Origin of the sequence: Actinotignum schaalii (genome assembly GCF_028864145.1) — a bacterium.
In the GTDB taxonomy this organism is placed as follows: Bacteria; Actinomycetota; Actinomycetes; order Actinomycetales; family Actinomycetaceae; genus Actinotignum; species Actinotignum schaalii_B.
The window spans coordinates 1-23,870 of sequence record NZ_JARBHJ010000037.1 but is presented as its reverse complement, the minus strand read 5'-3'; the positions used below and the strand labels follow the sequence as shown (position 1 = coordinate 23,870).

Annotated in this window: 14 protein-coding genes; 5 read left to right on the top strand and 9 right to left on the bottom strand. The window is 63.2% G+C overall.

Annotated elements, in window-relative coordinates:
- The coding region (locus PWJ82_RS08110) for a hypothetical protein (RefSeq protein WP_274736172.1) at positions 1 to 192 on the top strand (192 nt) is incomplete at its 5' end.
- Here the strand turns inward: PWJ82_RS08110 and glgB are convergent.
- The 6 genes from glgB to glgX form a co-directional block, all read right to left on the bottom strand.
- A complete protein-coding gene (gene glgB, locus PWJ82_RS08105) occupies positions 189 to 2,525 on the bottom strand; it encodes a 1,4-alpha-glucan branching protein GlgB (RefSeq protein WP_274736171.1) in 2,337 nt (778 codons plus the stop codon). The two genes, PWJ82_RS08110 and glgB, sit on opposite strands and share 4 nt — an antisense overlap.
- A 288-nt stretch (positions 2,526 to 2,813) precedes the next feature.
- Complete coding sequence (locus PWJ82_RS08100) at positions 2,814 to 4,268, bottom strand: hypothetical protein (protein ID WP_274736169.1); 1,455 nt, start codon at positions 4,266 to 4,268, stop codon at positions 2,814 to 2,816.
- Entirely contained in the window at positions 4,265 to 6,202 is a 1,938-nt protein-coding gene (gene treS / locus PWJ82_RS08095) for a maltose alpha-D-glucosyltransferase (RefSeq protein ID WP_274736167.1), read from the bottom strand. The genes PWJ82_RS08100 and treS overlap by 4 nt, the downstream gene beginning before the upstream one ends.
- Positions 6,203 to 6,206: 4 nt before the next feature.
- On the bottom strand, positions 6,207 to 8,600 hold the full coding sequence (locus PWJ82_RS08090; protein ID WP_274736166.1) for an alpha-1,4-glucan--maltose-1-phosphate maltosyltransferase: 2,394 nt from the start codon (positions 8,598 to 8,600) through the stop codon (positions 6,207 to 6,209).
- A gap of 740 nt (positions 8,601 to 9,340) precedes the next feature.
- Entirely contained in the window at positions 9,341 to 10,441 is a 1,101-nt protein-coding gene (gene trpS, locus PWJ82_RS08085; RefSeq protein ID WP_274736164.1) for a tryptophan--tRNA ligase, read from the bottom strand.
- A 186-nt stretch (positions 10,442 to 10,627) separates the two neighbouring features.
- A complete protein-coding gene (gene glgX, locus PWJ82_RS08080) occupies positions 10,628 to 12,862 on the bottom strand; it encodes a glycogen debranching protein GlgX (RefSeq protein ID WP_274736162.1) in 2,235 nt (744 codons plus the stop codon).
- Positions 12,863 to 12,908: 46 nt separating this feature from the next.
- Here glgX and nudC point away from each other — a divergent pair, with 46 nt between their 5' ends.
- Complete coding sequence (gene nudC / locus PWJ82_RS08075) at positions 12,909 to 13,934, top strand: NAD(+) diphosphatase (RefSeq protein WP_231366634.1); 1,026 nt, start codon at positions 12,909 to 12,911, stop codon at positions 13,932 to 13,934.
- 20 nt (positions 13,935 to 13,954) lie between these two features.
- Here nudC and PWJ82_RS08070 read toward each other — a convergent pair whose 3' ends face one another.
- Positions 13,955 to 14,212: a mycoredoxin gene (locus PWJ82_RS08070; protein ID WP_016441700.1), complete on the bottom strand. Its 258-nt coding sequence runs from the start codon at positions 14,210 to 14,212 to the stop codon at positions 13,955 to 13,957.
- A 104-nt stretch (positions 14,213 to 14,316) separates the two neighbouring features.
- Here PWJ82_RS08070 and PWJ82_RS08065 point away from each other — a divergent pair, with 104 nt between their 5' ends.
- Positions 14,317 to 16,311: an ATP-dependent helicase gene (locus PWJ82_RS08065; RefSeq protein ID WP_016441699.1), complete on the top strand. Its 1,995-nt coding sequence runs from the start codon at positions 14,317 to 14,319 to the stop codon at positions 16,309 to 16,311.
- Between the two features lie 26 nt (positions 16,312 to 16,337).
- Here the strand turns inward: PWJ82_RS08065 and PWJ82_RS08060 are convergent, their stop codons facing one another.
- Both PWJ82_RS08060 and PWJ82_RS08055 read right to left on the bottom strand, forming a co-directional pair.
- The gene (locus PWJ82_RS08060; RefSeq protein WP_016441698.1) at positions 16,338 to 17,396 is read right to left on the bottom strand and encodes a hypothetical protein; all 1,059 of its coding nucleotides are present in this window, start codon (positions 17,394 to 17,396) and stop codon (positions 16,338 to 16,340) included.
- 179 nt (positions 17,397 to 17,575) lie between these two features.
- Positions 17,576 to 19,144, bottom strand: coding sequence for a zinc-dependent metalloprotease (locus PWJ82_RS08055; RefSeq protein ID WP_016441697.1), 1,569 nt, complete (start codon positions 19,142 to 19,144; stop codon positions 17,576 to 17,578).
- A 238-nt stretch (positions 19,145 to 19,382) separates the two neighbouring features.
- On the opposite strand from PWJ82_RS08055, the gene PWJ82_RS08050 reads away from it, so the two are divergent.
- Both PWJ82_RS08050 and PWJ82_RS08045 read left to right on the top strand, forming a co-directional pair.
- Complete coding sequence (locus PWJ82_RS08050; RefSeq protein ID WP_274736158.1) at positions 19,383 to 20,519, top strand: YlbL family protein; 1,137 nt, start codon at positions 19,383 to 19,385, stop codon at positions 20,517 to 20,519.
- Between the two features lie 136 nt (positions 20,520 to 20,655).
- Positions 20,656 to 23,727 carry a UPF0182 family protein gene (locus PWJ82_RS08045; protein ID WP_274732458.1) on the top strand — a complete coding sequence of 1,024 codons (3,072 nt, stop codon included), beginning with the start codon at positions 20,656 to 20,658 and terminating at the stop codon, positions 23,725 to 23,727.
- The last annotated feature ends 143 nt before the right edge of the window (positions 23,728 to 23,870 follow it).

The following is a 23,870-nucleotide window of genomic DNA, read 5'->3' as shown; positions in this document are numbered from 1 at the left end:
AAAAAAATAAATGGGTTTGTTGGATTAAAAACCAAAACAATTTTTTTTGAGCAAAGCGGGGGGGCCCGTGAGACCAAATACGCAACCCCCGGGCCCACTGTTGCGCCGCTGCCAGGCGCCGCCGCGAAGGAGCTAGTACGCGGCGCGCGCCGAGGCGGTTATTTTAAGCGACTGCTTGAGGTGCTGCGCTAGGCAGCCGCGGCTGCCTCGGATTCCTCCGCTTCGGCCTCGCGATTCGCGGATGTTTCGGTTTCGGTGTGGTCGGCGGCGGCTGGGCCGCGATCTGCGCCCGCGCCAATACCCGCGAGTTCTGCGCCCGCGTCCGCGCCGGCGGTATCAACACCCGCAACTTCTTCCTCCGGCGCGTGGTGCAGGTAGACCACCCCGAGCGGGGGTAGCTGCACGGGTGCCGAATAGAGCCGGCCATTCCAGCCGATCTCCTCCGCGTGGACCTCCCCGAGATTGCCCACCCCGGAACCGCCGTATTCCACCGCGTCCGTATTGAGGACTTCCTTCCAGGTGCCCCCAGCCGGCAAACCGATGCGGTAATCGTGGTGGGGGATACCCGCGAAATTACAGGCCACCACAATGACATCCTTGCCATCCGCGGAGCGGCGCAGGAAAGTAATGACGTTATTATCGGCATCCGAGCCGTCGATCCACTCGAATCCGTGCGGGGTGAAATCATCACTCCACAGGGCCGGGTGATCCACGTAGATCTCGTTGAGCCTTTTGACAAGGGACAAGATGCCATCGTGTTCGGGCTGGTCGGTTAGCCACCAGTCGAGAGATGCGTCGTCGTTCCATTCGCGGATCTGCCCGAATTCCTGGCCCATGAACAGTAGCTGCTTACCCGGATGCGCCCACTGGTAAGCGAGCAATTCGCGCACGCCGGCGCGCTTTTGCCAGTCGTCCCCGGGCATCTTTTGGTAGAGCGAGCCCTTGCCGTGTACCACTTCGTCGTGGCTGAGGGGCAGCAGGTAGTTCTCCGAATAGGCGTAGACCATGGAGAAAGTGATTTCCCCGTGGTGCCAGCGCCGATTGACCGGTTCTTCCTCGAAGTAGCGGATGGTGTCATTCATCCAGCCCATATTCCACTTGAGGCCGAAGCCCAGCCCGCCGCTATCCGTCATCGCCGTGACGCCCGGCCAGGAGGTGGATTCTTCCGCGATCATCATGACGCCGGGGTTGCGCCGGTAGGCGGTGGCGGTGACTTCCTGAAGGAAGGAAATCGCCTCGAGGTTTTCCCGGCCACCGTAAATATTGGGCTGCCACTGCCCGGCTTCCCGCGAGTAGTCCAGGTAGAGCAGGGAGGCCACGGCGTCCGCGCGGATTCCATCGAAATGGAATTCTTCCAGCCAGTACAGCGCATTGGCGACCAGGAAGTTGCGCACTTCGCGGCGCCCGAAATCGAAGACCAGGGTGCCCCAATCCGGATGCGAGCCGCGCTGCGGATTCGGATCCTCGTAAAGCGCCTGGCCGTCAAAACGGGCCAGCGCCCACTCGTCGGTGGCGAAATGCGCGGGAACCCAGTCGGTAATCACCCCGATCCCGGCCTGATGCAGCCGGTCAATGAGGTAGCGCAGATCATCGGGGGTGCCGTAGCGCGAGGTTGGGGCGTAGTACCCGGTCACCTGGTAGCCCCACGAGGGCGTGAAAGGATGCTCCGCCACAGGCATGAATTCCACGTGGGTGAAGCCGCAGTACTTGACGTGCCCGATGAGCTGGTCAGCGAGCTCCCGGTAGGACAGCCCCTTGCGCCACGAACCCAGGTGGACTTCGTAAATGGAAACCGGCCCGGACGCCGGATCGGTACGCTGGGCCATCCAAGCGTCGTCGTTCCATTCGTAAGTGGATTCGGTGACGATGGAGGCGGTGGACGGCGCGGTTTCACTGTAGCGAGCCATGGGGTCGGCCTTCTGGTGCCAGCTCAGATCCTTGTACTGGATCTCAAACTTGTAGCGCGCCCCCGCGCCGGCGCCCGGTACGAAGAGTTCCCACAGCCCTGAGCTGCCCAGGGAGCGCATCGCGTGCAGCGAACCATCCCAGCCGTTGAAATCACCGACCACCCGCACGGCGAGCGCATTGGGAGCCCATACCGAGAATGCCACGCCCGTCACGTCCCCGAGAGCGGAGGGGAAATGGCGCACATGCGCGCCCAATGCGTTCCACAATTCTTCGTGGCGCCCCTCCGAAATGAGGTAAATATCGGTTTCACCCAGGGTTGGCAGGAAACGGTACGGGTCATCCCCGCGGCTTTCCACACCCCCGTAGGAGGCCACCACCCGGTAATCGGGCACGTTGGGGGTGTCGAGCACCGCGCGCCAAATTCCGTTGTATTCGTGTACGGCAGGCACCCGCCCGTCCAGCGTTTCAATAAATACCGCATCCGCGAGCCGCCGAATGGTGCGAATGGTGACGGTGCTGCCGTTGGAATGGGGCCCGAGGACATCGTGGGGTGCGTAGTACCAACCCTTGGAAACAGCCTCGAGCGTGCCTTCATCAACTTCTACGTAATCAGACATGTGTGCCTCTCTGCACGATGGAGCGTAGGCGGTCAGAGCGGGAAACCACCCGCGCGCGCCGGTGATGTGCTGTGTCCTGCCAAGCGGCATCGCGGAATTTCCGGGAAGTACCGCGCGACTATCTACATATCCCAGGATACCTGAAAGATGCGCGATCCCGGGCCGCGGCTGCCTGCCGTGGACAGTGCGCGGGCCGGGTGCGGAGGAGGTGGCGGGCGTGGGTGGTGGTGTGCGAAGGGCGACGACGCCGCAGCCCGCCGCGGGGCGGCGGGCTGACCTGCGGATCTGCTAGTTCTCGAGCAGGCGGTGGACTCCGCCCAGGGGGAGATCGATCCAGTCCGGGCGCTGATTGACCTCGTACACAACTTCGTAAAGTGCCTTGTCCAGGAGGAGGGCGCGCAGCAGGGGCCGGTGCGCGGCGGGAATCGCGCCGTAGCCGGATAGGAAAGCAACTTCCGCGGCGCGGGTCCACGCGCGCATGCGGGAGGCGGGCTGGCCATCGCGTTCGCCCTGGCCACCGGCGTAATCGAAGGAACGCAGCATGCCGGCCACATCGCGCAGGGCGAGGTCGGGGGCCACGCGCTCGGGGAGCGGGCGCAGGGGCTCACCTTCAAAATCGAGGGCCACCCAGCCACGCCCCGGCACATCCACAACCTGCCCGAGGTGGTAGTCCCCGTGGATGCGCTGGAGGGCCGGCCAGGGGGTGGCTGCGGCAGCGGCGAAAACTGCGGTGATGTGCGCGCTGTGGTTTTCCAGCTCCGGGACTGCCGCCAGGGCGGCGCGGGCGCGGGACTGCCAGCTGGCCAGCTGCGCTTCGCGCAGCTGCGGCGTCGCCGCGGTGGTGCCGAGTCGGGTGGCGAGCGCGGTGTGGAACGCGCGGGTCAGGGCTCCCAGCTCGCGGATACGCTCAGCGAAATCGCCCAGTAGCGCGGCGGCTTGATCCGGCGCGGCGGGCGGGCAATTCGGCGCGGGCACATCCGCGGCAGCAGTCGAAGTATCCGGGCCGGGCGAATCCGCGGCGGGGAAGGAACTCGTGACCACGCGCCAGGCGTCGTGGGCGCCGGTGAGGAATTCCTGCGCTACCAGCACATCGCTGCCCGCTGCGGCCGGGCCACCCACGAGCGCTGCCGAACCCCATTGCGCGGGGACTGTGCCGGTATCCGAAAGCGCGGCTTGCAATTCCACATCCGGGTTCGCCCCCGGGCTCAGCACCCGAAACAGCTTGATAATGAGGGGTACGGTGCTGGTCTGGTAAATAATCGAGCTATTGGATTGCTCGCCGCTCAGCGGTCGGGCACTGCGGTAGCTGCCCGGGAAGCCGGCCGGACGGGTGACCAGGTGGAGGGTGCTCGCGCCGGGCCGGTTACCCGCGTTGCTGGCCGCCGGGGACTTGATGCTAGGTTTGCTGCCCGGCTGGCCCGTGGCAGCCTCGAAGAGGAAATGCTGACCGGCAGGATGCGTCGTCGCATCGAAAATAACGTGGCCGCGGGCGCGGGTAACCAGGGCGGTTTTGCTAGGGAAGGGTGCGGCTGGCGCCACGGTATCGGGGGCAAGGAGCAGCGGGACGTTATAAAGTACGGCCCCGGCTTCGATAATGCACCAGGTGAGGGTGAAGGACTCTGCTCCGCATGCAAAGTCGGCACGGGCGCGCAGGTAGAGCGGGTGGGGCTCGCCCCGGTACCAGCGCCGGGCGTGCATCCACGCCTCGAGTTCCGGCATCTGCTCACCGATATCCCAGCTCACGCTACGCTCCCTTCGTCACGCGCTGCGCTGTCCGCAGTGGCGGGCGTTTCCGCAGGTGCCACTCCCGCAGGTGCCACTCCCGCAGGTGCCGCTCCCGCAGGTGCCGCTCCCGCAGGCGCCGGCAGCGCCGCATCCACCTGCGCCGGGCGGGATAGCGCCGCGAAGTCCACCTGCTCTCCGCTTTCTTCCGCTCGGGCGCCCTCTACCGGGCCGGGCTGCGCCTGTCCAGGTGCATCCAGTTTGAGCCAGAAGAAATCACGGCTGCCCAGCGTTACGTCGTAGCTACCATCGGCGCGAACCTCCGGGAAACCGGCCCCGCCAAATACATCCGTGACCAACCAACCGGCGTAATCAGGCAGCTCAATGCGCCCGGCACGCGGGGTATTGGCCAGGTTCATGATGCAGAGGATGGTCTCCTCCGGGCAGGAACGGGTGAAAGCGAGGATCGCGTCATTATTCGCTTCACGCAGCACAAAATCACCCGAGCCCATGGCCGGGTGCCCGCGCCGCACCTCTAGAATCCCGTGAACCCAGTGGAGCAGCGAAGCCGGCTGTGCCAGCTGCGATTCCACGTTGACCGCCTGGTAGTTATAGGACAGCGAAGTAATAGCCGGCAGGTAGAGCTGACCCGGATCCGCGGTGGAAAAACCGGCGTTGCGATCCGGACTCCACTGCATGGGGGTGCGCACGCCGTCACGATCAGGCAACCAGATATTGTCGCCCATCCCGATTTCGTCCCCGTAGTAGAGGTAGGGCGAGCCGGGCAGGGAAAGTAGCAGTGCGTGCGCCAGCTCAATTTCCGCCCGGGAATTCCCCAGCAGTGGGGCGAGGCGGCGGCGGATCCCCACGTTGGCTCGCATGCGCGGATCATCGGCATACCAGCCGTACATGAGGGCACGTTCCTCCGTGCTCACCATTTCCAGGGTGAGTTCATCGTGATTACGCAAGAAAGTACCCCACTGGGCCCCGGCCGGAATCGCGGGCGTGCGCTCCAGAATCTCCCGGATCGCGGTGGCACGCTGGTCGCGCAAGGCGTAATAGATACGCGGCATCACGGGGAAGTGGAAGCACATGTGGCACTCGGGCGCTTCTTCCGTCCCGAAATATTCGACGACGTCTTCCGGCCACTGATTAGCTTCCGCCAGCAACAGCGTGCCGGGAAATTCCTCGTCGAGGACCCGGCGCACCTTCGCGATAAACGCGTGCGTTTCCGGAAGGTTTTCGCAATTCGTACCTTCCCGCTCATAGAGGTAGGGGATAGCGTCCAAGCGCAGCCCGTCTACCCCCAGTTCGCACCAGAAACGGAAAACGTTGAGGACCGCCTCGTGCACCTTGGGATTATCGAAATTCAAATCCGGCTGGTGGGAGAAGAAACGATGCCAGAAATACTGTTTGCGCACCGGGTCGAAAGTCCAATTCGATACCTCGGTGTCCACAAAAATAATTCGGGCATCCTCATATTTTTTATCGGTATCTGACCACACGTAGAAATCCCCGTAGGGCCCTTCCGGATTCGCGCGGGAGGATTGGAACCACGGGTGATCCGCGGAGGTGTGGTTGATAACAATATCGATAATCACGCGGATGCCGCGCCGGTGGGCCTGATCGATAAGCTCCCGAAAATCATCCATCGTGCCGTAGCGGGGATCCACGGCGGTGTAATCGGCAACATCGTACCCGCCGTCCCGCCCCGGGGAGGGGTAGAACGGCGGGATCCAGATACAGTCGATCCCCAGCCACTGGATGTAATCGAGGTGCGCGATAAGGCCGCGAATATCACCGACGCCATCAGCATCGGTATCCCCAAAAGCCTTGAGCAGAACCTCGTAAAACACCGCGTGGCGGTACCACTCCGGATCATCGCTGAGCCCGCGGTGTTCGGACTGGGCGACGCGAGGCCCGGACGTGGCGGCATTGAGGGAAGGAAGGGACATGCAATCAGGCCTTTACCGAGAGGATATGCGCCGGGGTAGTGAAGGGGTTGAGGCGTACGAAGGGCCGGTTATTCCACTGGAAGTGCCCGCCGCCCAGCTCATCCACCACCTCAATATGCTCGGGTGCCTCGCCCCGCGGTAGGCCGCTAGCATCGAAGGTACCGAAAGCGGACATATCCAGAGAGATTTCCGCTTCCTGGGTGGTGTGCGGGTCGAGGTTGAGCACCACAATCACCCGGTCCGCGGTTCCCGAAGGAGTTTCCTCCGGGCGCGCCACCTTCGTGAAGCACAAAATATTCGGGTTCGACGTGGGATTAATGGTGATCCCGCGCAGGCGCTGGAAGGCCACGTGCTCCTTGCGGATCTCATTGAGACGGGTGAGAAGCCCTTGGATACCGTAGGGGTCGCGGCTGTAATCCCGCGGGCGGTATTCGTACTTCTCGTTATTATTCATTTCTTCAAAGCTGCCGCGCGGCTCCGATTCCACGAATTCATACCCGGAGTAAATCCCGTATGTGGGCGAGCCCGTTGCCGCCAAAATCGCGCGGATTTTCCACCCGTTCGGGCCGGAATGCTGCAGGTAGGGGGTGAGGATATCGTGCGTCGTCGGCCAGAAAGTGGGACGCAACATCGCATCCGATTCCCGGCCCACCTCCCACAGGTAGTCCTCGATTTCTTTCTTTTCATTACGCCACGCGAAGTAGCAGTAGGACTGGTGGAAGCCTACCGCGCCCAGGCCCCGCATCATCGGCGGGGCGGTGAAAGCCTCGGCCAGGAAAATAACCTCCGGGTGAGTCTGGCGGAATTCGGCCAGGAGCCGCTGCCAGAAACTCACCGGCTTGGTGTGCGGATTATCCACCCGGAACAGCGTAACCCCGTGCGAAACCCACGTTTCCAGCACGCCCTTGACCGCCTGGTAGATGCCTTCCGGATCATCATCAAAATTGAGCGGGTAAATATCCTGGTACTTCTTCGGGGGATTTTCTGCGAAAGCGATGGTACCGTCCGGGCGGTGCAAGAACCACTCGGGGTGTTCGTGCAGCCACGGGTGATCCGGGGAGCATTGCAGCGCAATATCGAGGGCAACTTCCATGCCCAGATCCCGGGCGGCGGCCACAAAAGCATCGAAATCCTCGAAAGTGCCCAGATCCGGGTGGATGGCGTCATGCCCGCCCGCCTCACTGCCGATGGCGTAGGGGGAGCCGGGTTCACCGGGCTGGGCGATCAGCGAATTATTCTTCCCCTTTCGATCGGTCAGGCCAATCGGGCTAATCGGGGTCAGGTACACCACGTCAAAGCCCATGGAGGCGATGCGGGGCAGATCTTCGGCTGCGGTGCGCAGGGTCCCGGAATGCCAGGTGCCTTCGTCGTCGCGCCACGCTCCTACCGAGCGCGGGAACATTTCGTACCACGCGCCGTGCAGGGCAAGTTCGCGGTCCACGGCGAGGGGGAAGCGCGCCGATTCACTCACGAAATCGCGCACCGGATAGCGGTGGATAATATCTTCGACGACGCTGGAGGTTACGGCCGCGAAACGTACCGAAGCCGGGATGGACTTTTTTCGAACGACGTCGATAGCGTCATTAATCGCCGGCCGGTCTTGTGAGCCGCGCGGCAGCAGCTTCGCCACTCTCTTGAGTAGCTGCTCGGCTTCGAGGAACACCAGGTCAATATCCTGGCCGACCGGGAGTTTCGCTTCGGCGGTATGACGCCAGGTGGCCAAGGGATCCGACCACGAACGCACGAAGAAAGCCCAATCGCCAGGTGCGGTGGGGGTGAGCCAGCCTTCGTAACGTCCCAGGCCCGGGCGTACCAGGACCATGGGAGCGCTCTGAACTTCGCGACCCTGCGGATCAACGAGGACGGCTTCACAGCCGAAAAGATCGTGCCCTTCGCGCCAGACGGTGGCCTGCACCGGGAAAGCTTCATTCACGGTTCCCTTAGCGGCCAGCGAGCCGTTTTGCACGCAGGGTGTCACATCCATAATCGGGATGCGGGCGATATTGGCCCGCGGGGCGGGGGCCGGGGCCACAGGTGCCTGCGGGAAAGCCGGCGGGTACCCTTCGGCGTTTGCACGGCCGTGCGTGGTAGGGGAGGCTGGGGACGTAGCGGTGGTTTGTGCCGCGGGGGTTTTCGCGGAGGTCTTCGCGGGGGCTTTTGCGGAGGTCTTCGTGCTTTTTGCCGATCCGGAGGCCTTTGTGGACTTTGCCGCGGTGGTGCTCTTCGTTGAGCGCCGGGTGGCCGCGGGTTTCTTCGGGGACGCTGCCTTTGCCGTTGCTGGCTTCTTCGCGGTGGCGGACTCCGCGGCGGCTGGCTTCGGGGCCGCGGGCGTGGTTGCCGGCTTCTTTTCGGGCGTGGATGCCGAATTCTTCGCGGGCGTCGTCGGTTCAATGGACATGGCTTATCTCCTCGTATCCTCGGGCGACATATGGCGGGAGTGCGTGCAAGCGGCAGCAACCCCACGGCTCGAGCGGCGACGCACGAGCCGATGATGCGTCTGTGTAAGGATGCTCACAAGCCCAATCCTATTAGGTTTCCGGGCTTCTGGCACACCGGCCCGCGGGGGTGGACGCATGGCAGGTTGGCTGCGTCGTCGTATGCGTGAGCTTCGGTCCGGCGCCACGGGAGGCACTATGTGTTTGTCGAGCTGTACTGCATTTGTTGTACATGCGAAGTACACCTCGGGAAAAGTGCCCCCGTCCTTGCCCTTGTTCTTGCCCTTGTTCTTGACCTTGTTTACGGAGCGACCAAAGCACAACTCCTGAACGGGATCGCGTAGTGCACGCCTCTTGTGTCCGGTGTAATGGTACTGGAGAACACCGGGCCTAACAGAGTGGTACTGCACGGCAGAAAACCGGGTGCTGGCTGTAGCTCCAGTACCACTTTGCGAGCCGGTGGAATACTGGTCGGTCAGTTCCGTCATTGGGTTCGCAGAAAGTAACGTCCTGACGTGGAGGTCTACAAAATGTAACCTCCCGCCATGACGTGCCTGCAAAAAGCAACGTCCTGGCGACTACGCGCACAAAATGCAACCACAGCTCACGAAATTGGTTTCTTAATGTAGTTGGTGTTGCTTTTTGTGTTAGGCGGTAGCCGCCGAGTGCTGGGAAGCGTTCCGCGACCAGGCTGGCCGGCGCGCTAATACACCATCTGGAGTGCCTCACGCACCTCCGCGAGCGTCTTATTGGCGCGCTCATTGGCGATGTCAATGCCCCGGCGCACAATCCCATCTACGTAGCCGGGATCCTTGACGAGCTCGGCGCGCTTAGCCCGGATAGGGGCAAACATCTCATTAATTGATTCGGTGACGATCTTCTTCAGAGTTCCGGCCCCGCCGTCGCCAATTTCATCCGCGATCTCTGCGGCGGGCCGCCCCTGCGCCAGCGAAGCCAGCAGCAGCAGATTCGCCACTTCGGGGCGGTTTTCCGGATCGTAGGTAATATGCCGATCCGAATCCGTGACCGCTTTTTTGATGCGCTTGGCGGTTTCATCCGCGCTCATACCGATTTCGATGGTGTTACCGCGCGATTTGCTCATCTTGGCGCCATCCAGCCCCAAAATAGAGGTGCCTTCGGAAAGCAGGGCTTGCGGGCGCGGGAACACCGGGGTTTCACGCCCGGCCGGGCGGCCGTAGCGAGCCTCAAAACGATCAGCGATCACGCGGGCCTGTTCGAGGTGGGGGAGCTGATCCTTACCCACCGGTACCAGATTGGCTTTGCAGAAAAGAATATCCGCGGCCTGGTGCACCGGGTAGGTGAGCAGTAGCCCGGACAGGGGCCGCCCGCCGGTTGCCTCGTGTTCCGCCTTGACGGTGGGATTGCGACGCAGTTCGGCGTCGGTCACCAAAGACAGGAAGGGGAGCATGAGTTCGTTGAGGCCGGGAATAGCTGAATGCGGGAAAATAACCGCGGCATCCGGGTCGATACCCACCGCGAGGTAATCAGTGGCCAGGGAACGCACCCGCTCCCGGATAGGGCCGGTACCATCGCGATCTGTAATGACCTGAAAATCGGCGATCACAAGCCAGGTTTCCACACCCTTACGCTGTAATTCCACCCGGTTGCGCAGCGAACCGAAATAGTGCCCCAGGTGGAGATTCCCGGTGGGACGATCCCCGGTGAGAACCCGGAATTCCTCCGGAGAAGTAGAGATCTTCTCCTTGATTTTCTCACTCAGGCGCTGCGCATGCGCCAGGGACGCGGCGGACGTGGACCGTTCGAGGGATTCCTCGACACTCATACCTTGCTCCTTCAGTCATACACCCAGACCATGCCCCGTATTTCCCGGAAGCATGCTCTGCTTGTCTATTGTAGGCGCCGCCGCGACAGCTTTTCTTGCGGTTTCCGTTTCGCGGCCACCCGGCCGCGGCCGCGCGCGGTTACGAGGGATGCGGGCGTGTGGGTAGCACGACGGCGCAGCTGCCCGCTACCGCTCCGGATTGGCGAAGTAAAGCTGCATCGTCAGCGGCTCCACCCGGGTGGAGGCCCCGGGCTGGTAGATACGCTCCGAGGAACGCGGGGTGGGCCAGGAAGAATCCCAGGCCAGCGCGAAGGGATTACCACGCCCCTGCGGGAAGCGGATAGGAACGTGATGATTTGAGCCGTTAATGACCACGAGCGCATCGGCGTCGCGCTCAGAACCGGAACGCAGCATTTGCAGCAAGCGATTCGAAGGATCGAACCACCGGTGCTCGGGCATCGGTTCACCGGTATCCGCAAACCACTGTAAATCGGGGATGTGATCGCGCCCGGAGGGCGATTCGGTGTAGAACATGCTCGGGCGCAAGACGCGGTGCTCGGAACGCAAACGGAAAAGATACGCCACGGTTGCCTGTAGCTCGCGCTGCCATTCTTCGTGATCCCAATCTAGCCAGGACACGTGATTGTCCTGGCAGTAGGCGTTGTTATTCCCGAATTTCGTATCGGCAAATTCGTCGCCGCCGTAGAGCATAGGCACCCCGGCGCTGAAAACTAGCGTGCCGATGAGGTTGCGCATGGTCCGCGTACGCGCGCTGAGCACGTTTTCGGGAAGCGGGGCGGTGTCGCTGCCTTCGCCTTCCACCCCGTGATTCCACGAGCGGTTGTTATCGGTGCCGTCCCGCCCGTTTTCTCCGTTGGCTTCATTGTGTTTGGAATCGTAGGAGACCAGGTCGTAGAGGCTAAAACCGTCGTGCGCGGTAATGAAATTGACGGAGGCGAGCGGACCGCGCCCGGAAGGGGAGCGCCCGTGCCCGAACAGGTCGGCGCTGCCGGCCAGGCGCGTTGCCAGATCGCGCAGGTCCCCGCCCAGACCGCCTCCGGCAACTGCCCGCTGATCAGCCACCCAGAACTGCCGGATGGAATCGCGATAGCGGTCATTCCAATCCGCGGTGGGCGGTAAGAAATTGCCGGTTTGCCAGCCGTTCGGCCCCAGATCCCAGGGCTCGTTAATGAGCTTGACGTTGGAGAGAATAGGATCGGTGGCCATGGCCAGGTAGAGGGGATGGTTGGTATCGAAATGATCGCCCCGGCGTGCCAGGGTGGCAGCCAGGTCGAAACGGAATCCATCCACGCCAATATCGCTGACCCAATAGCGCAGCGAATCGAGGGTGAGCTGCAGCACGGGCGTGCGCCGGAAATCCAGAGAATTCCCGGTGCCCGTGGTGTCATAAAACTGACCGGGCTGGTTAGGCACCTGCATGTAATAGGTAGTTTGTCCAAAACCGCGTAGTGAGACGGTTGGCCCGTTTACCCCACCTTCGCAGGTGTGGTTATAGACGACGTCAAGGATGACTTCCAGGCCGGCATCGTGGAGACGCGCCACCATATCGCGCACTTCCTGCAGTACCGCCAAGGGGCCGGCGGCCCGCGCCGTGGCGGTGGCTAGGCTCGGCTCGGGAGCGAAATAAGAGAGGGTGGAATAGCCCCAATAGTTAGTGAGATCACGTTCGGTAAGGAACGGTTCGGACATTTTCGCGTGGATGGGCAGCAGCTCAACGGCCGTCACGCCCAGGGAACGCAAGTAATTCGTGACGATCGGGTGAGCCAGACCGGCGTAGGTACCTCGTAATTCTTCGGGGAGCGCCGCCAGCTGCTGGGTGAGTCCGCGCACGTGCGTTTCGTAGATAACCGTATGGGACCAGGGCGTGTACGGGTGGCGGATATGCGTTTCCGTGGGTGCGGTGACGACGCCGCGGCACATGGCGTCCAGGGAATCGGTATCGTCACGCTGCGGCGGAAGCGGGACGGGATCCAGAGCATCATTAACTTTGTGACCGTACAATTCGGGTCCCAGGCGCGGGGTGCCGGTAATGGCCCGCGCGTAGGGATCAAGAAGGAATTGCGCGGGGTTGAAACGCATCCCGGTATCGGGATTCCACGGGCCGTGGACCCGGTAGCCGTATTCCTGACCGGCGCGCACCCCGGATACATGCCCCACCCAGGTGGTGAAACTCGCGTCCCGATGCAGGGAATAGCGACGCTCGGTCATACCCGAGGCACTGCGGTCAATAAGGCACAGGTCAACCGCGGTCGCGTGCGGAGCCAGGACGGCAAAATCCGCCCCGGTATCGGTGAGGTGCGCCCCCAAACGCACGGGCCGCAATCGGACGGGCAGAGCACGCTCGGAGGCGCGCGCCACGTACCGGGATGCGGTCGGGGAAGTAGCCGGTAATGAAGTCACCTTCGTATTGTCGCAAAATATCGGCGTTCGGCAAGAATCCAGAAGAGTGATATTAGAATTTTGGTGGAAGGGCGACCGGCACGCGGCCGGTTCCGGAAGGGGCACGATGGTGGGGTACGACGGCGATTTAATCCTGGCACGCGGGAATCTGGACCGGGATGAACTTTCCCGAAACGACCCGCAGCGCCTGGCGGAATTGGCGGAAAATGCGGGATATCTGCTTATTTCGGGGTGGGGTGCTGTCCTGGATAATGACGGTGCACCCCTCCTCTTGAGCCGCGGTGAGCTCCCGCGCGCCACCGCGGATTCACCAACTGTTTACCTGGGGAAAGTTGCGGGGCGCCCCTATTTTGCGTGCGATCTCACCACCGTTATCGGCGGTGGGCCCACTCGTGATAACCCGGAAGTGGATGCTCCGGGCTACCGGATTGGCTCGCTGCAAAATTACGCACCGTCCTGGAGCGCGGATATGTCGGCACTGGTGACCGCGGCGGTAGCGATCCTCAATACCTGGCGTGCTACCCGCTGGTGTGCGGTATGCGGCCAGCGCATCACCGTGGATAGCAGCGGCTGGAGCGGGCAGTGCCCGGAAGGCCACGTGGTCTTTCCGCGCACCGACCCGGCCGTCATTATGGCGGTGCTTGATTCGAATGATCGTATTTTGCTGGCGCATAACGCGCGCTGGCCCGCTGGGCGGCACTCCGTACTCGCGGGTTTTGCCGAGGCGGGGGAGTCACTGGAAGCGGCGGTGCGCCGCGAGGTGCGCGAAGAAGTAGGTGTTCCGCTGGGCGAGATAAGCTACTTCGCCAGCCAGCCCTGGCCCTTCCCGCGTTCCCTCATGATCGCCTACGTGGCGCGGGTGGAGCCGGAGGCGGAAGTCCGGGCGGGTGGGGCGGATGCCCTGGTGCGCGTGGACGGGGAAGAAATCGACCATGCCGCCTTCTACAGCGCCGCACAATTAGATGCGGCCCTGCGCGAGGGTAGCCTCACCCTGCCCGGACCTTCCTCGGTGGCCGCGGCTCTCATCACCGAGTGGTACGGACCCGAAATTCGGCCCTATCTGGGCTGGTAATAATTAGCCCGAGTGCCGCTCTAGTTCCCGGGGGAGGCGAGTTCAGCGAGTTTCGCTTGCACTTCTTTCAGGCTCGGATTTGTCAGGGTGGCGCCGTCGGCAAACTCAAGGGTGGGCACCACTTTATTGCCGCCGTTGAGAGCCGCAACCTTGGTGGCCGCGGCCTCATCTTCTTCAATATTCACCGCGTTCCAGGTGATGCCGGCCCGCTTGAGCTGGGCGGAAAGGTTGCGGCAGTAGCCGCACCAGGGCGTTGTATACATTGTGAAATCAGCCATGGAGTGATCTTAAGGTGCGAGATGTTCGGCGCGCCACGGGTTTCGATGAGGGGAAAATTTCTGTCGGGGGCGTGTGGCATCCTGAGAGAGCAAGGAGGAACACGATGGACTCACCCGAGGAATTGCTGGAATTTCTGGATCCGGATCAGCGCGCGGTCGCTACCGCTTTACGCGGTCCGGTGTGCGTGCGTGCCGGGGCGGGCACCGGGAAAACTCGGGCTATTACCTACCGGATCGCCTACGGGGTGCGCAGCGGGGTTTATGCCCCACACAACGTTATGGCGGTTACCTTCACCTCCCGCGCGGCCGGGGAATTACGTTCGCGCCTGCGGGATCTCGGGGTGGGCGCTGTACCCGCCCAAACATTCCACGCCGCCGCGCTGCGCCAACTCTCCTACTTCTGGGGTACCGCGGTGGGGGGCACCATCCCGCGGATCACCGAATCGAAATTCGGGCTGGTCTCCCAGGCTGCCGGCCAGATCGGTCTACCTACCGATAAAGTGAGCATCCGCGATCTCACCGCGGAAATCGAATGGGCTAAAGTCTCGATGATCAGCCCGGATAACTACCCGGAAGCCGCCCTGGCGGCCGGGCGCGGGGAAGTCGCCGGCCAGCTCAGTAGCGATATAGCGCGGCTGGCGAAAACCTATGAAGAAGTGAAAACCGAACGCCGCGTTCTCGATTTCGATGATGTTCTCCTCCTCCTCGTCGGGATCCTGCTGGATCGGGCGGATATCGCTCGCCAGATACGCGAGCAATACCGCCACTTCGTGGTCGATGAATACCAGGATGTTTCCCCCCTCCAACACCGCCTGCTGCAGCTATGGCTGGGGGACCGGAAGGATCTGTGCGTCGTCGGGGATGTTTCCCAGACCATTTACTCCTTCGCTGGCGCATCCTCCTCCTACCTCGCCCGCTTCCAACAGGAATACCCGCGGGCTCGCATTATCGAACTCACCCGTGATTACCGTTCCACCCCGCAAATTGTGGCGGCTGCGAATACCGTTATTGCCGATGATGTTTCGGAAGGCGCGGTGCAGCTGGTCTCCCAGCGCCGCTCCGGGCGCCCTGTTACCTTCCGGGAATACGAATCAGAGGGGGCGGAAGCCGCCGCAGTTGTGAGCGCGATCCAAGCGCTCGCCGCGGAAGGCACCGCGCTCTCGGAGATAGCCATTCTGTATCGCACCAATGCCCAATCGGCGGAATTTGAGGCAGCACTGTCCAAAGCGGGGGTGTCCTACCAGGTGCGCGGGGCGGAAAAGTTCTTCTCGCGCCGTGATGTCCGCGAAGCCATGGTGGCCATGCGCGCCGCGGCACGCTCCGGGGTGCATGGCCCGCTGGCGGATAACGTGCGCACCGTGCTGCGCCAGATGGGGTGGCGGGATGAAGCGCCGGCCACTGCCGGCTCCGCGCGGGAAAAATGGGAAGCCCTCCACGCCCTCATCACTCTCGCGGAGGATATGGAGGATAACCGGGCTGCCTCCATGGCTGATTTCGTGGTGGAACTGGAAGAACGCGCCGCCACCCAGAATGTTCCCGAATTGGAAGGCGTTACGCTTTCCTCCCTGCACGCCGCTAAAGGTTTGGAATGGGAAGCGGTTTTCTTGGTGGGGATGAGCGAAGGACTCATGCCCATTTCCCTCGCGAAGAAACCTGCGGCTATTGAAGAAGAACGCCGCCTCCTCTACGTGGGAATCACCCGGGCTCAAGAATTTTTACAGCTTTCCTATGCCGCCTCCTCCGGGCACCGTTCGGGCCGGAAAGTCTCCCGCTTCCTTACCGGGCTGTGGCCACAATCAGAAGAGGAAGAAACCTCGCGGGCCACCCGCTATCGGCGGCGCTCGCGGGCCGCTGCGGAAGAATTCGCCGCTGACTACCCCGAAGATGTGGCACTCTTTGAGCAACTCGTAGCCTGGCGGGCCCAACGCGCCCAGGCCACCGGCAAACCCGCCTACACAATTTTCCATGACACCACGCTGCGGGCGCTCGCGATAGCAAAACCGCGCAGCATCCACGCACTCGCCCAAATCAAGGGGGTGGGAGCTACAAAACTCGCTATCTACGGGGAGGAAATCCTCGCCCTGCTGGCCGAACACTGAGCGCAAGCGCTCCTGGCCGGTTATTCTTAGGCCGCTGCGGGGCCTGCTTCGCAGGGGCAACGCTCATGCGAGGAAAGCGCAACCCGGTAGGGGTAACCGGGCAGCGGCGGCACTACCCACTGGGTTCCCCGAGCATAGTCCGCTTGCCCACCCAGGGCTACAAGCGCGCTGTGCACCGCGAGCGCTGCCGCGAGGGGTACCCCGGGAGTGAAGGGAGCATTTCCGCGGGTGCTAAATACCTGGGGAGCCAGATAGCGCCAGGCAGGATCCGCGTCCATCGCTGCGAAAAGCAAACACCGAGCACACGGCCCACTCCCCGGAACCACCACCGGGCCCACCCGAATATCAATATCCTCGATATAGGCCAGCAGATAAGGAATGCGCTGCGTTTCCCACGGGGAACACCGCAGCGGATCAGGTAGCTGCAAAGAGGTCACCAGCGCGAGATCGGGACGGCCCCATTCCCAAGCAGGCCCGGCCGGTTGGGCGGCCACGCGATTTCCGCGCCCGGTGGCCGCCGCTTGGTTCGCGTGCTTCGCTTGCTTCGCGGCCCGTTCTATTCCCAGCGGCGTAACCCGATGGGCCTCCGCAGCAACCTCGATGACCGTAGTTCCCCAGCCGCGCTCGCGAAAGTAACTTTGCAGTGCCTGGTGCCGCGCGAATGTACGCCAGCTTGGCCGCCGGAAAATTGGGTGGTCAGTGCCGTGGGGTCTGCTGGTATCCGAGGTGAGAATATAGCCCAGGCCACCGGCAGCAAGAACTGTGCAGATCTCTACCGCCAGGGCATCCAAACGCTCAACGAAAACTGTGCGCCAGGCCAGGTCGGGGGAACCCGGCGGGGAAGTTTCTAGCAAGTCGGAATCCCGAAGCGTGCCCAGAAGCGAGCGTGCCCGCTCCTTGCTCACCGCGCGCCGCTTACACGCATCGAAGAATTCGCTTTCCGTACCGACGGAAGCTAAGGAGGAAACTACCTGCTGTTCCGCCACAGAAAGCCCCGTTAGCCGCAGTGCGACGCGCGGATCAAGACCGATCTGCACTTCATGCGTATCTGACCAGTACACTCCCAGCGGCGAGCGAATCATCATGAGACCACCTTGATAAACACCATGGCCTCAGCATAAAAAGCGCATCGCACCAGCGCGAAAGCCCATCCACAGGCACGGGTATTATCCCCAGAGCTGCCTTAGTTATCCACAGCGGGTTCTTCAGGTCACTCGGGTCTTTCGGGTCCCGCGGGTCACTCGGGGCGCGTGGGTCCTTCAGGTCACTCGGGTTGCTCGGGTCCTTCAGGTCCGGACGTGTCGGTCGTGCTCGAGTCCCCGGTGGCCTGGTGCGGCGTCGTCGTACCGAAACCCGGTTCGTGCGGCGCGTTGCCGAAAGGCGTGCCCCCATCACTATTGCTCAGAAGCTCCGCGAGGAAAGCATCCAGCTCCTCATCCAGCGCGGAGGGTTGTTCCGCGGGGGAGAAGAAACGGTCCGGATCGTCGAGGTGTTCGGGGAGCGGCAGTAAATCGGGGTGCTTCCAGAGCGCGTCGCGCCCCTCCATGCCACGTTCCCGGGCGGCGCGTGCCCAGAAGGCTGCCGCTTCACGCAAACGCCGCGGCGCGATATCGAAACCAACAAGAGGGCCGAAAACGCGGTTCGACGGCGCTTCGGTTACCTCGCGGCGCGTGAGAGCCTCCGACAGCTTCATACTATGGGGAAGCTGGGCCGCCACCGCGGTGCTCGTGACAGCGCTGACCCAGCCCGCCACCAGCGAAACAATATGCTCGAGGCGCTCCAGCGTAGCCTGCTGGGTGGGGGTGCGGGTGAAAGCGAAAACCTCATTCATGTCCAGGTCCGGCATCTGCCCGGACATGAGCTGTTCGGGATCGAGCTGGAGCTCGCGGACCTTCTCCTCGATGGCGTCGGTATCGATGGCGATATCGGCGGCGTAGGCGGCCACGGCGTCAAGAATCGTGCTGCGCAACCACGGTACCTGGGAGAAGAGCCGGGCTGCGGCCTGTTCGCGCACCGCCACGTAGAGCTCAACTTCACGCGCATCCACATCCAAGCCCGCGGCGAATTCCGAAATATTAGCCGGCACCAGCGCGGCCGTTTCGCCCTCCACCAGCGGGAAACCGGCGTCCGCGGTGCCGAAGGAAATGTGGGCGAGTTCCGCGAGCCCTTGGCCGTATTGCATTCCCAGTAACGACGCCGTCATTCCGGAGAGCATCCCCTCCAGCCCGCCGGGAATCCCCCCGAGCATCCCGCCCGATAGCATCTGGCGCATCTCCTCCGGGGCGCGTTCGAGCTGCGCGCTGAGAGCTTCACCGAAAGCCCGCGCGAGGTTCGCACCTACCGGAGCGGTGAGTTTCCGGAAGGTCGGGAGGGAATGAGCGATCCAGTCCAGGCGCGACCACACCTGGTTCGGGCCGCGCGGCGGATCGAAAACCGTGACCGGGTCAAGCCACAAACTTGCCACGTCCATCGCGGAGCGGGCCTGATCACCCGCGGCGGCGGTGGGAAGCCCCGGCCCGGATTTATTCACGGTATCCCGGGCGACCTGCTCCCCGATTTTCCAATTGACCGGCCCCTCACCCGAGGAACCGAGCATGGCGCGGATCTGATTCATCACCAGCCCGATATCAGCCGGCAGGCCCGCGCCGGCCGCGCCGCCCATCCCGGGAAGCCCGGGGAACGCTCCGCTGCCCGTGCCGGTGCCAGTGCCGTTCCCGGATGTTGCATCGCCGCCGGGGGCGAGGGACCGCAGGATTTCCTCGGCCGCCTCATCGCCGAGGACTGCCCGCAGCATCTTTTCCCATTCGTCACGCGGCTGTGAATTCTCAGTCATTCTTCTCCTCGAGGTCCACCACTAAGCCTAAAACACCGCGGGCCCGCGCGGGTAGGCGCCTCCGCCCCTGGCGCAGGAGCCGGGGCCCGCGCGGTACCGGCACGCTGTCGTGAACGGCGGGATAGGCGAACGGCGGGATAGGCGAGCGGTGGGATAGGCGAGCGGCGGGACACGTGAGCAGCGGGACACGTGAGCAGCGGTAGGACTGAGCCGCGCGATCAGGCATGATGGAGAGGTGATGAAAAAACGTGGTCAGGCAGGTAGTCCCCGTTCCGCGCGCCGCAATTCTCGGGCCGCGCGCCGCAGCGGCTTTATTTTTGCGAGCCTGGCGGTCCTCGCCCTTCTGCTCCCGGGTGCCTACACGGTGGAAATGGCCGGCCCGGCCCTTGACGTGACCGGAGAAGTGGCCGGTACTCGGCTGGTGAACGTGGAGGGCGTGCCCACCTATCCCACCGATACCCAGCTCTATATGACCACGGTGTCCGCGGCGGGCAACCCCGAGGTGGGAACCCTGGGTGCACACGCACTCTGGGCGTTGGTTGACCAGGAATCTCAGCTACTGCCGGTGCGCCTGCTTTATCCGCCCACGCTTTCCAGCGCGGAAGACGATGCCCGCAACGCCGAACTGATGAATAATTCCCAAACCGTCGCGGCCGGAGTTGCCCTGGAAAAGGCCGGCCACCACGTCACCATGAAACTGCGGGTGGTGGAGATTCCGGAAGGCTCTCCGGCGGCCGGTCAGCTCGAAACAGACGATATTATTACCGGCATTGCCGCCCCGGGCACCGCACCCACCACCGTCTCCACCTTCGGGGAACTCTCGAAAGTCCTGCACGCCACCGAACCGGGGAGCACGGTGACGGTTTCCTACCAGCGCGGCGGTGAATCCGGCACCACCACGATTATTACCGCGCCTTTCCCCGCGGATGAAACGGGCTGGGTCCACCCCGGCTCCCTCCTGGGGGTTTCCCTCGCGGTGGAAGATGTGCAGCTCCCGGCCACCGTGACCTACGCGGTGGAAGGCATCGGCGGGCCCTCGGCTGGCCTCATGTTCGCTTTGGGCATGTACGACGAACTCACCCCCGGCTCCCTGGGTGGCAGCGCCGTTATTGCCGGCACCGGCACCCTCGCCTTCAACGGGGAGGTGGGCCCCATCGGCGGGATCCAGCACAAAATCGTGGGGGCGCGCGACCGCGGCGCCACCGATTTCCTTGCCCCGGCCGCGAATTGCGGGGAAACAATCGGGTACGAACCGGAAGGCTTACGTATCTGGGCGGTGCGGAATTTTGACGACGCCGCAGCTGCCGTCCGGGCCATCGGCGCGGGGCGCACCCCGGCACTCCCCACCTGCCAGGATCTGGCTGCGGGCCGGTAGGGGCGTGTTCGCGGGCGGCGTCGTCGTACCAAAAAACCGTTCCCGCACGCGCGATTCTCAGCTTTTTCCGCTATGTTTGATAGGGAATAGTGATGGCCGGGCGCCCGTGCGCCGCGGAAGAAGTTGAGGATTTCGTTTGAGTACAACCGCACATCCCCGTTTGCGGCGGGAGACGCCGGGAGCTTTTTGGTGGACACTGGGTGTTCTAGCCATTCTCCTCGTGGCGCTCGTCGTCGGATCGGGCGTTTACACCGACGTTAAATGGTACGAACAAATCGGCGCGGCCCGCGTGTTCTGGACCCAGTGGGGCTGGACCATCGCGCTGGGCACCATCGGCACCCTCCTGGTTGCCTTCGTGCTGTGGCTGAATTTCCGCCTCGCGCGCACGAAAGATGAAGGGATCCAGGCCCCCAGCGTCGCCAACTACCGGAAAGCGGCAGAAAAGTACCGCTGGGCCACCAACCTGGGCCTCCCGCTGCTCGCCGGTCTGATTTTCGGCGCACCGCTGGCGGGTGAATGGCGCACCTACCTCATGTGGATTTTCCGCACGCCCTTCGGGGATACGGATCCGCAATTCGGGCGCGATGTGGCTTTCTACGTCTTCACGCTCCCGGTGCTGCAATCGGTGCTCAGCTTCGCCATCACCCTGCTGGTGATCGGGGCGATCGGCGCGGTGCTGGGCCACTACCTCTACGGAGGGGTCACGGTGGATTCGGGCAAGGTGCGGGTGCGCAACCGGGCCCGGGTGCATTTCTCCGTGCTGGGGCTGCTCGCCTTCATCCTGGTGGCCGCCTACTTCTGGCTGAGCCGCTACACCCTGCTGCTGTCCAATAATGATCGTTTCTCCGGGGCTTCCTACACGGATATTAACGCCAAGCTGCCCGGGCTCACGATCCTCGCCATCACCTTCCTGGCCATCGCGGTGCTTTTCGTCATTTCGGCGCTGCGCGGTTCCTGGCGGATTATTACCGCCGGGCTGGTGGTGGCCCTGGTCACCGGGGCCACGGTCGGGTGGGCCTGGCCGGCACTGGTGGAACGCTTCCGCGTTACCCCGAACGCCATCGAGATGGAAACGCCGTATATTGACCGCAATATTTCGGCCACTCTCAAGGCTTACGGCCTGGATAACGTGGAGACCATTCCCTATAACGCCCGCACCGATGCGGAAGCCGGGCAGCTGCGTAACGACGCGGAATCGACGGCGCAGATCCGCCTCCTCGACCCGAATATCGTGTCGCCCACCTTCAACCAGATGCAGCAGAATCGCCAGTACTACGGCTTTGCCTCGCAGCTGGCGGTGGATCGTTACAACCTCAATAAGACTGATCGGGATACCGTTATCGCGGTGCGTGAACTCAACCTGGACGGCCTGGGCCCGGACCAGCGCAATTGGGTGAATGACCACACGGTTTACACCCACGGTTACGGCGTGGTGGCTGCCTACGGCAATACCACCTCTGCCTCCGGCGCCCCGCAATTCCTCCAGTACGGCATCCCCTCCCAGGGTGAGCTGGGCGAATACGAACCGCGCGTGTACTTCGGGCAAAACAGCCCCGAATACTCCATTGTGGGTGCGCCGGAAGGCACCGCGCCCTGGGAAATTGACTATCCCTCCGATGCTGCGGAAGGATCGCAGGTCCTCAATACCTATACGGGCGACGGCGGACCTTCGGTGGGGAACTTCTTTGACAAGCTCATGTTTGCCATCAAGTTCCGCTCCACGGATATTTTCTTCTCCGATCGCGTGACTTCCGAATCGCAGATCCTCTTCAATCGCGACCCGCACGAGCGGGTGCGCCTGGTGGCTCCCTACCTCACGCTTGATTCCAAGGCCTACCCGGCCGTGGTGGATATGGACGGGGATCCGGCCACCCCCAAGCGCCTCGTATGGATTATCGACGGGTACACCACCTCGAATAACTACCCGTATTCGGCACGCGAATCCCTGGCGGCGGCCACCACGGACGCTCTCAACTCGCGCGGCATGTACGGGGCGGCCTCCGGCCAAGATGTCAATTACATCCGCAATTCCGTCAAGACGGTTGTGGATGCCTACGACGGTTCAGTATCGCTGTACAAGTGGGATGAGAAGGACCCGATCCTGCGGGCTTGGGAATCCATCTTCCCGGGCATGGTGCAGCCGATGGACAAGATGTCCGGGGATCTCATGGCGCATGTGCGCTACCCGGAGGATCTGTTCAAGACGCAGCGTTCGCTGCTCACCCGCTACCACGTGAAGGACCCGGCCTCCTTCTACTCCGGTGGTGACTTCTGGAATGTTCCGAACGAACCGGCGGTGGATACCGCGAGTACGGGCGGTATTGCGGCGGCCCAAACCGATAGCAAGCAGCCGCCCTACTACCTGACGCTGCAAATGCCGGGCCAGGATTCAGCGGAATTCTCCCTATCCACGGGCTATATCCCGGGCGGGCAGACAGACCGTAATATCATGACCGGTTTCTTCGCGGTGGATTCCAACGCGGGATCCACGCCGGGGGAGAAGCGCGAGGGCTACGGCAAGCTGCGGCTCCTCGAGCTGCCGCGCGACCTCACGGTTCCCGGCCCGGGCCAGGCGCAGAATAACTTCCTTTCCGACCAGAATGTTTCCCGCGCGCTCAACCTGCTGCGTTCGGGCGGTACCACGGTGCGGATGGGTAACCTGCTTACGCTCCCGGTGGGTGGCGGCATGCTCTATGTGCAGCCGGTCTACGTGCAGGCTTCGCAGGGTACTACCTACCCGCTCATGCAGTACGTGCTCACGGCTTTCGGTGATGGGAATATCGGCTTCGCGCCCACCCTGGAAGAGGCTCTCAACCAGACCTTCGGGGGTGATTCGGGTGCCCAGGCGGGTGACGCCGGATTGCAGAACGTCAAGGAAGATATTTCCGCCGGCGAGGGCAAGGCACCCGCGGCGGGTGGCACGCCCGGTGCCACACCCACTCCCGGTACGACGACGCCTACCCAGCCCGCGCCCCAGCAGCCCAGCGCTGCGCCGGGAGCGCCGGCGCCCGCCCCGGCCCCGGCCGCGGGTGGCACCCCGCAGGAGCGTTTGGATGCCGCGCTGCAGAGCATGAAGCAGGCGGTGGGCCAGGCCGATAGCGCGATGAAGAGCGGTGACTGGGCGGCCTACGGTCAGGCTCAGAAGAACCTGCAGACAGCGCTCGACCAGGCCATCGCAGCCCAGAAGGAGCTAGAAGGCGCTCGGTAAGCCGCGGTAGCAACCTGGCTAGCAGCCGACTTAGTGGCGGGGCCCCCCTGGGGGGGGGGGCGCCCCCGGGGGGGGGGGGGGCGGCCCCCCCCCCGGGCGGCGTCGTCGTTCCACCGCAGCCGCACCCACCCGGGAAGGCGACT

Excerpts from the sequence above, each read along its gene's own strand:
- trpS (WP_274736164.1), bottom strand. The coding sequence starts at position 10,441 with ATGAGTGTCGAGGAATCCCTCGAACGGTCCACGTCCGCCGCGTCCCTG.
- treS (WP_274736167.1), bottom strand. The coding sequence starts at position 6,202 with ATGTCCCTTCCTTCCCTCAATGCCGCCACGTCCGGGCCTCGCGTCGCC.
- PWJ82_RS08055 (WP_016441697.1), bottom strand. The coding sequence starts at position 19,144 with ATGACTGAGAATTCACAGCCGCGTGACGAATGGGAAAAGATGCTGCGG.
- PWJ82_RS08090 (WP_274736166.1), bottom strand. The coding sequence starts at position 8,600 with ATGTCCATTGAACCGACGACGCCCGCGAAGAATTCGGCATCCACGCCC.
- PWJ82_RS08065 (WP_016441699.1), top strand. The coding sequence starts at position 14,317 with ATGGACTCACCCGAGGAATTGCTGGAATTTCTGGATCCGGATCAGCGC.
- PWJ82_RS08060 (WP_016441698.1), bottom strand. The coding sequence starts at position 17,396 with ATGATGATTCGCTCGCCGCTGGGAGTGTACTGGTCAGATACGCATGAA.
- PWJ82_RS08050 (WP_274736158.1), top strand. The coding sequence starts at position 19,383 with ATGAAAAAACGTGGTCAGGCAGGTAGTCCCCGTTCCGCGCGCCGCAAT.
- glgB (WP_274736171.1), bottom strand. The coding sequence starts at position 2,525 with ATGTCTGATTACGTAGAAGTTGATGAAGGCACGCTCGAGGCTGTTTCC.
- PWJ82_RS08070 (WP_016441700.1), bottom strand. The coding sequence starts at position 14,212 with ATGGCTGATTTCACAATGTATACAACGCCCTGGTGCGGCTACTGCCGC.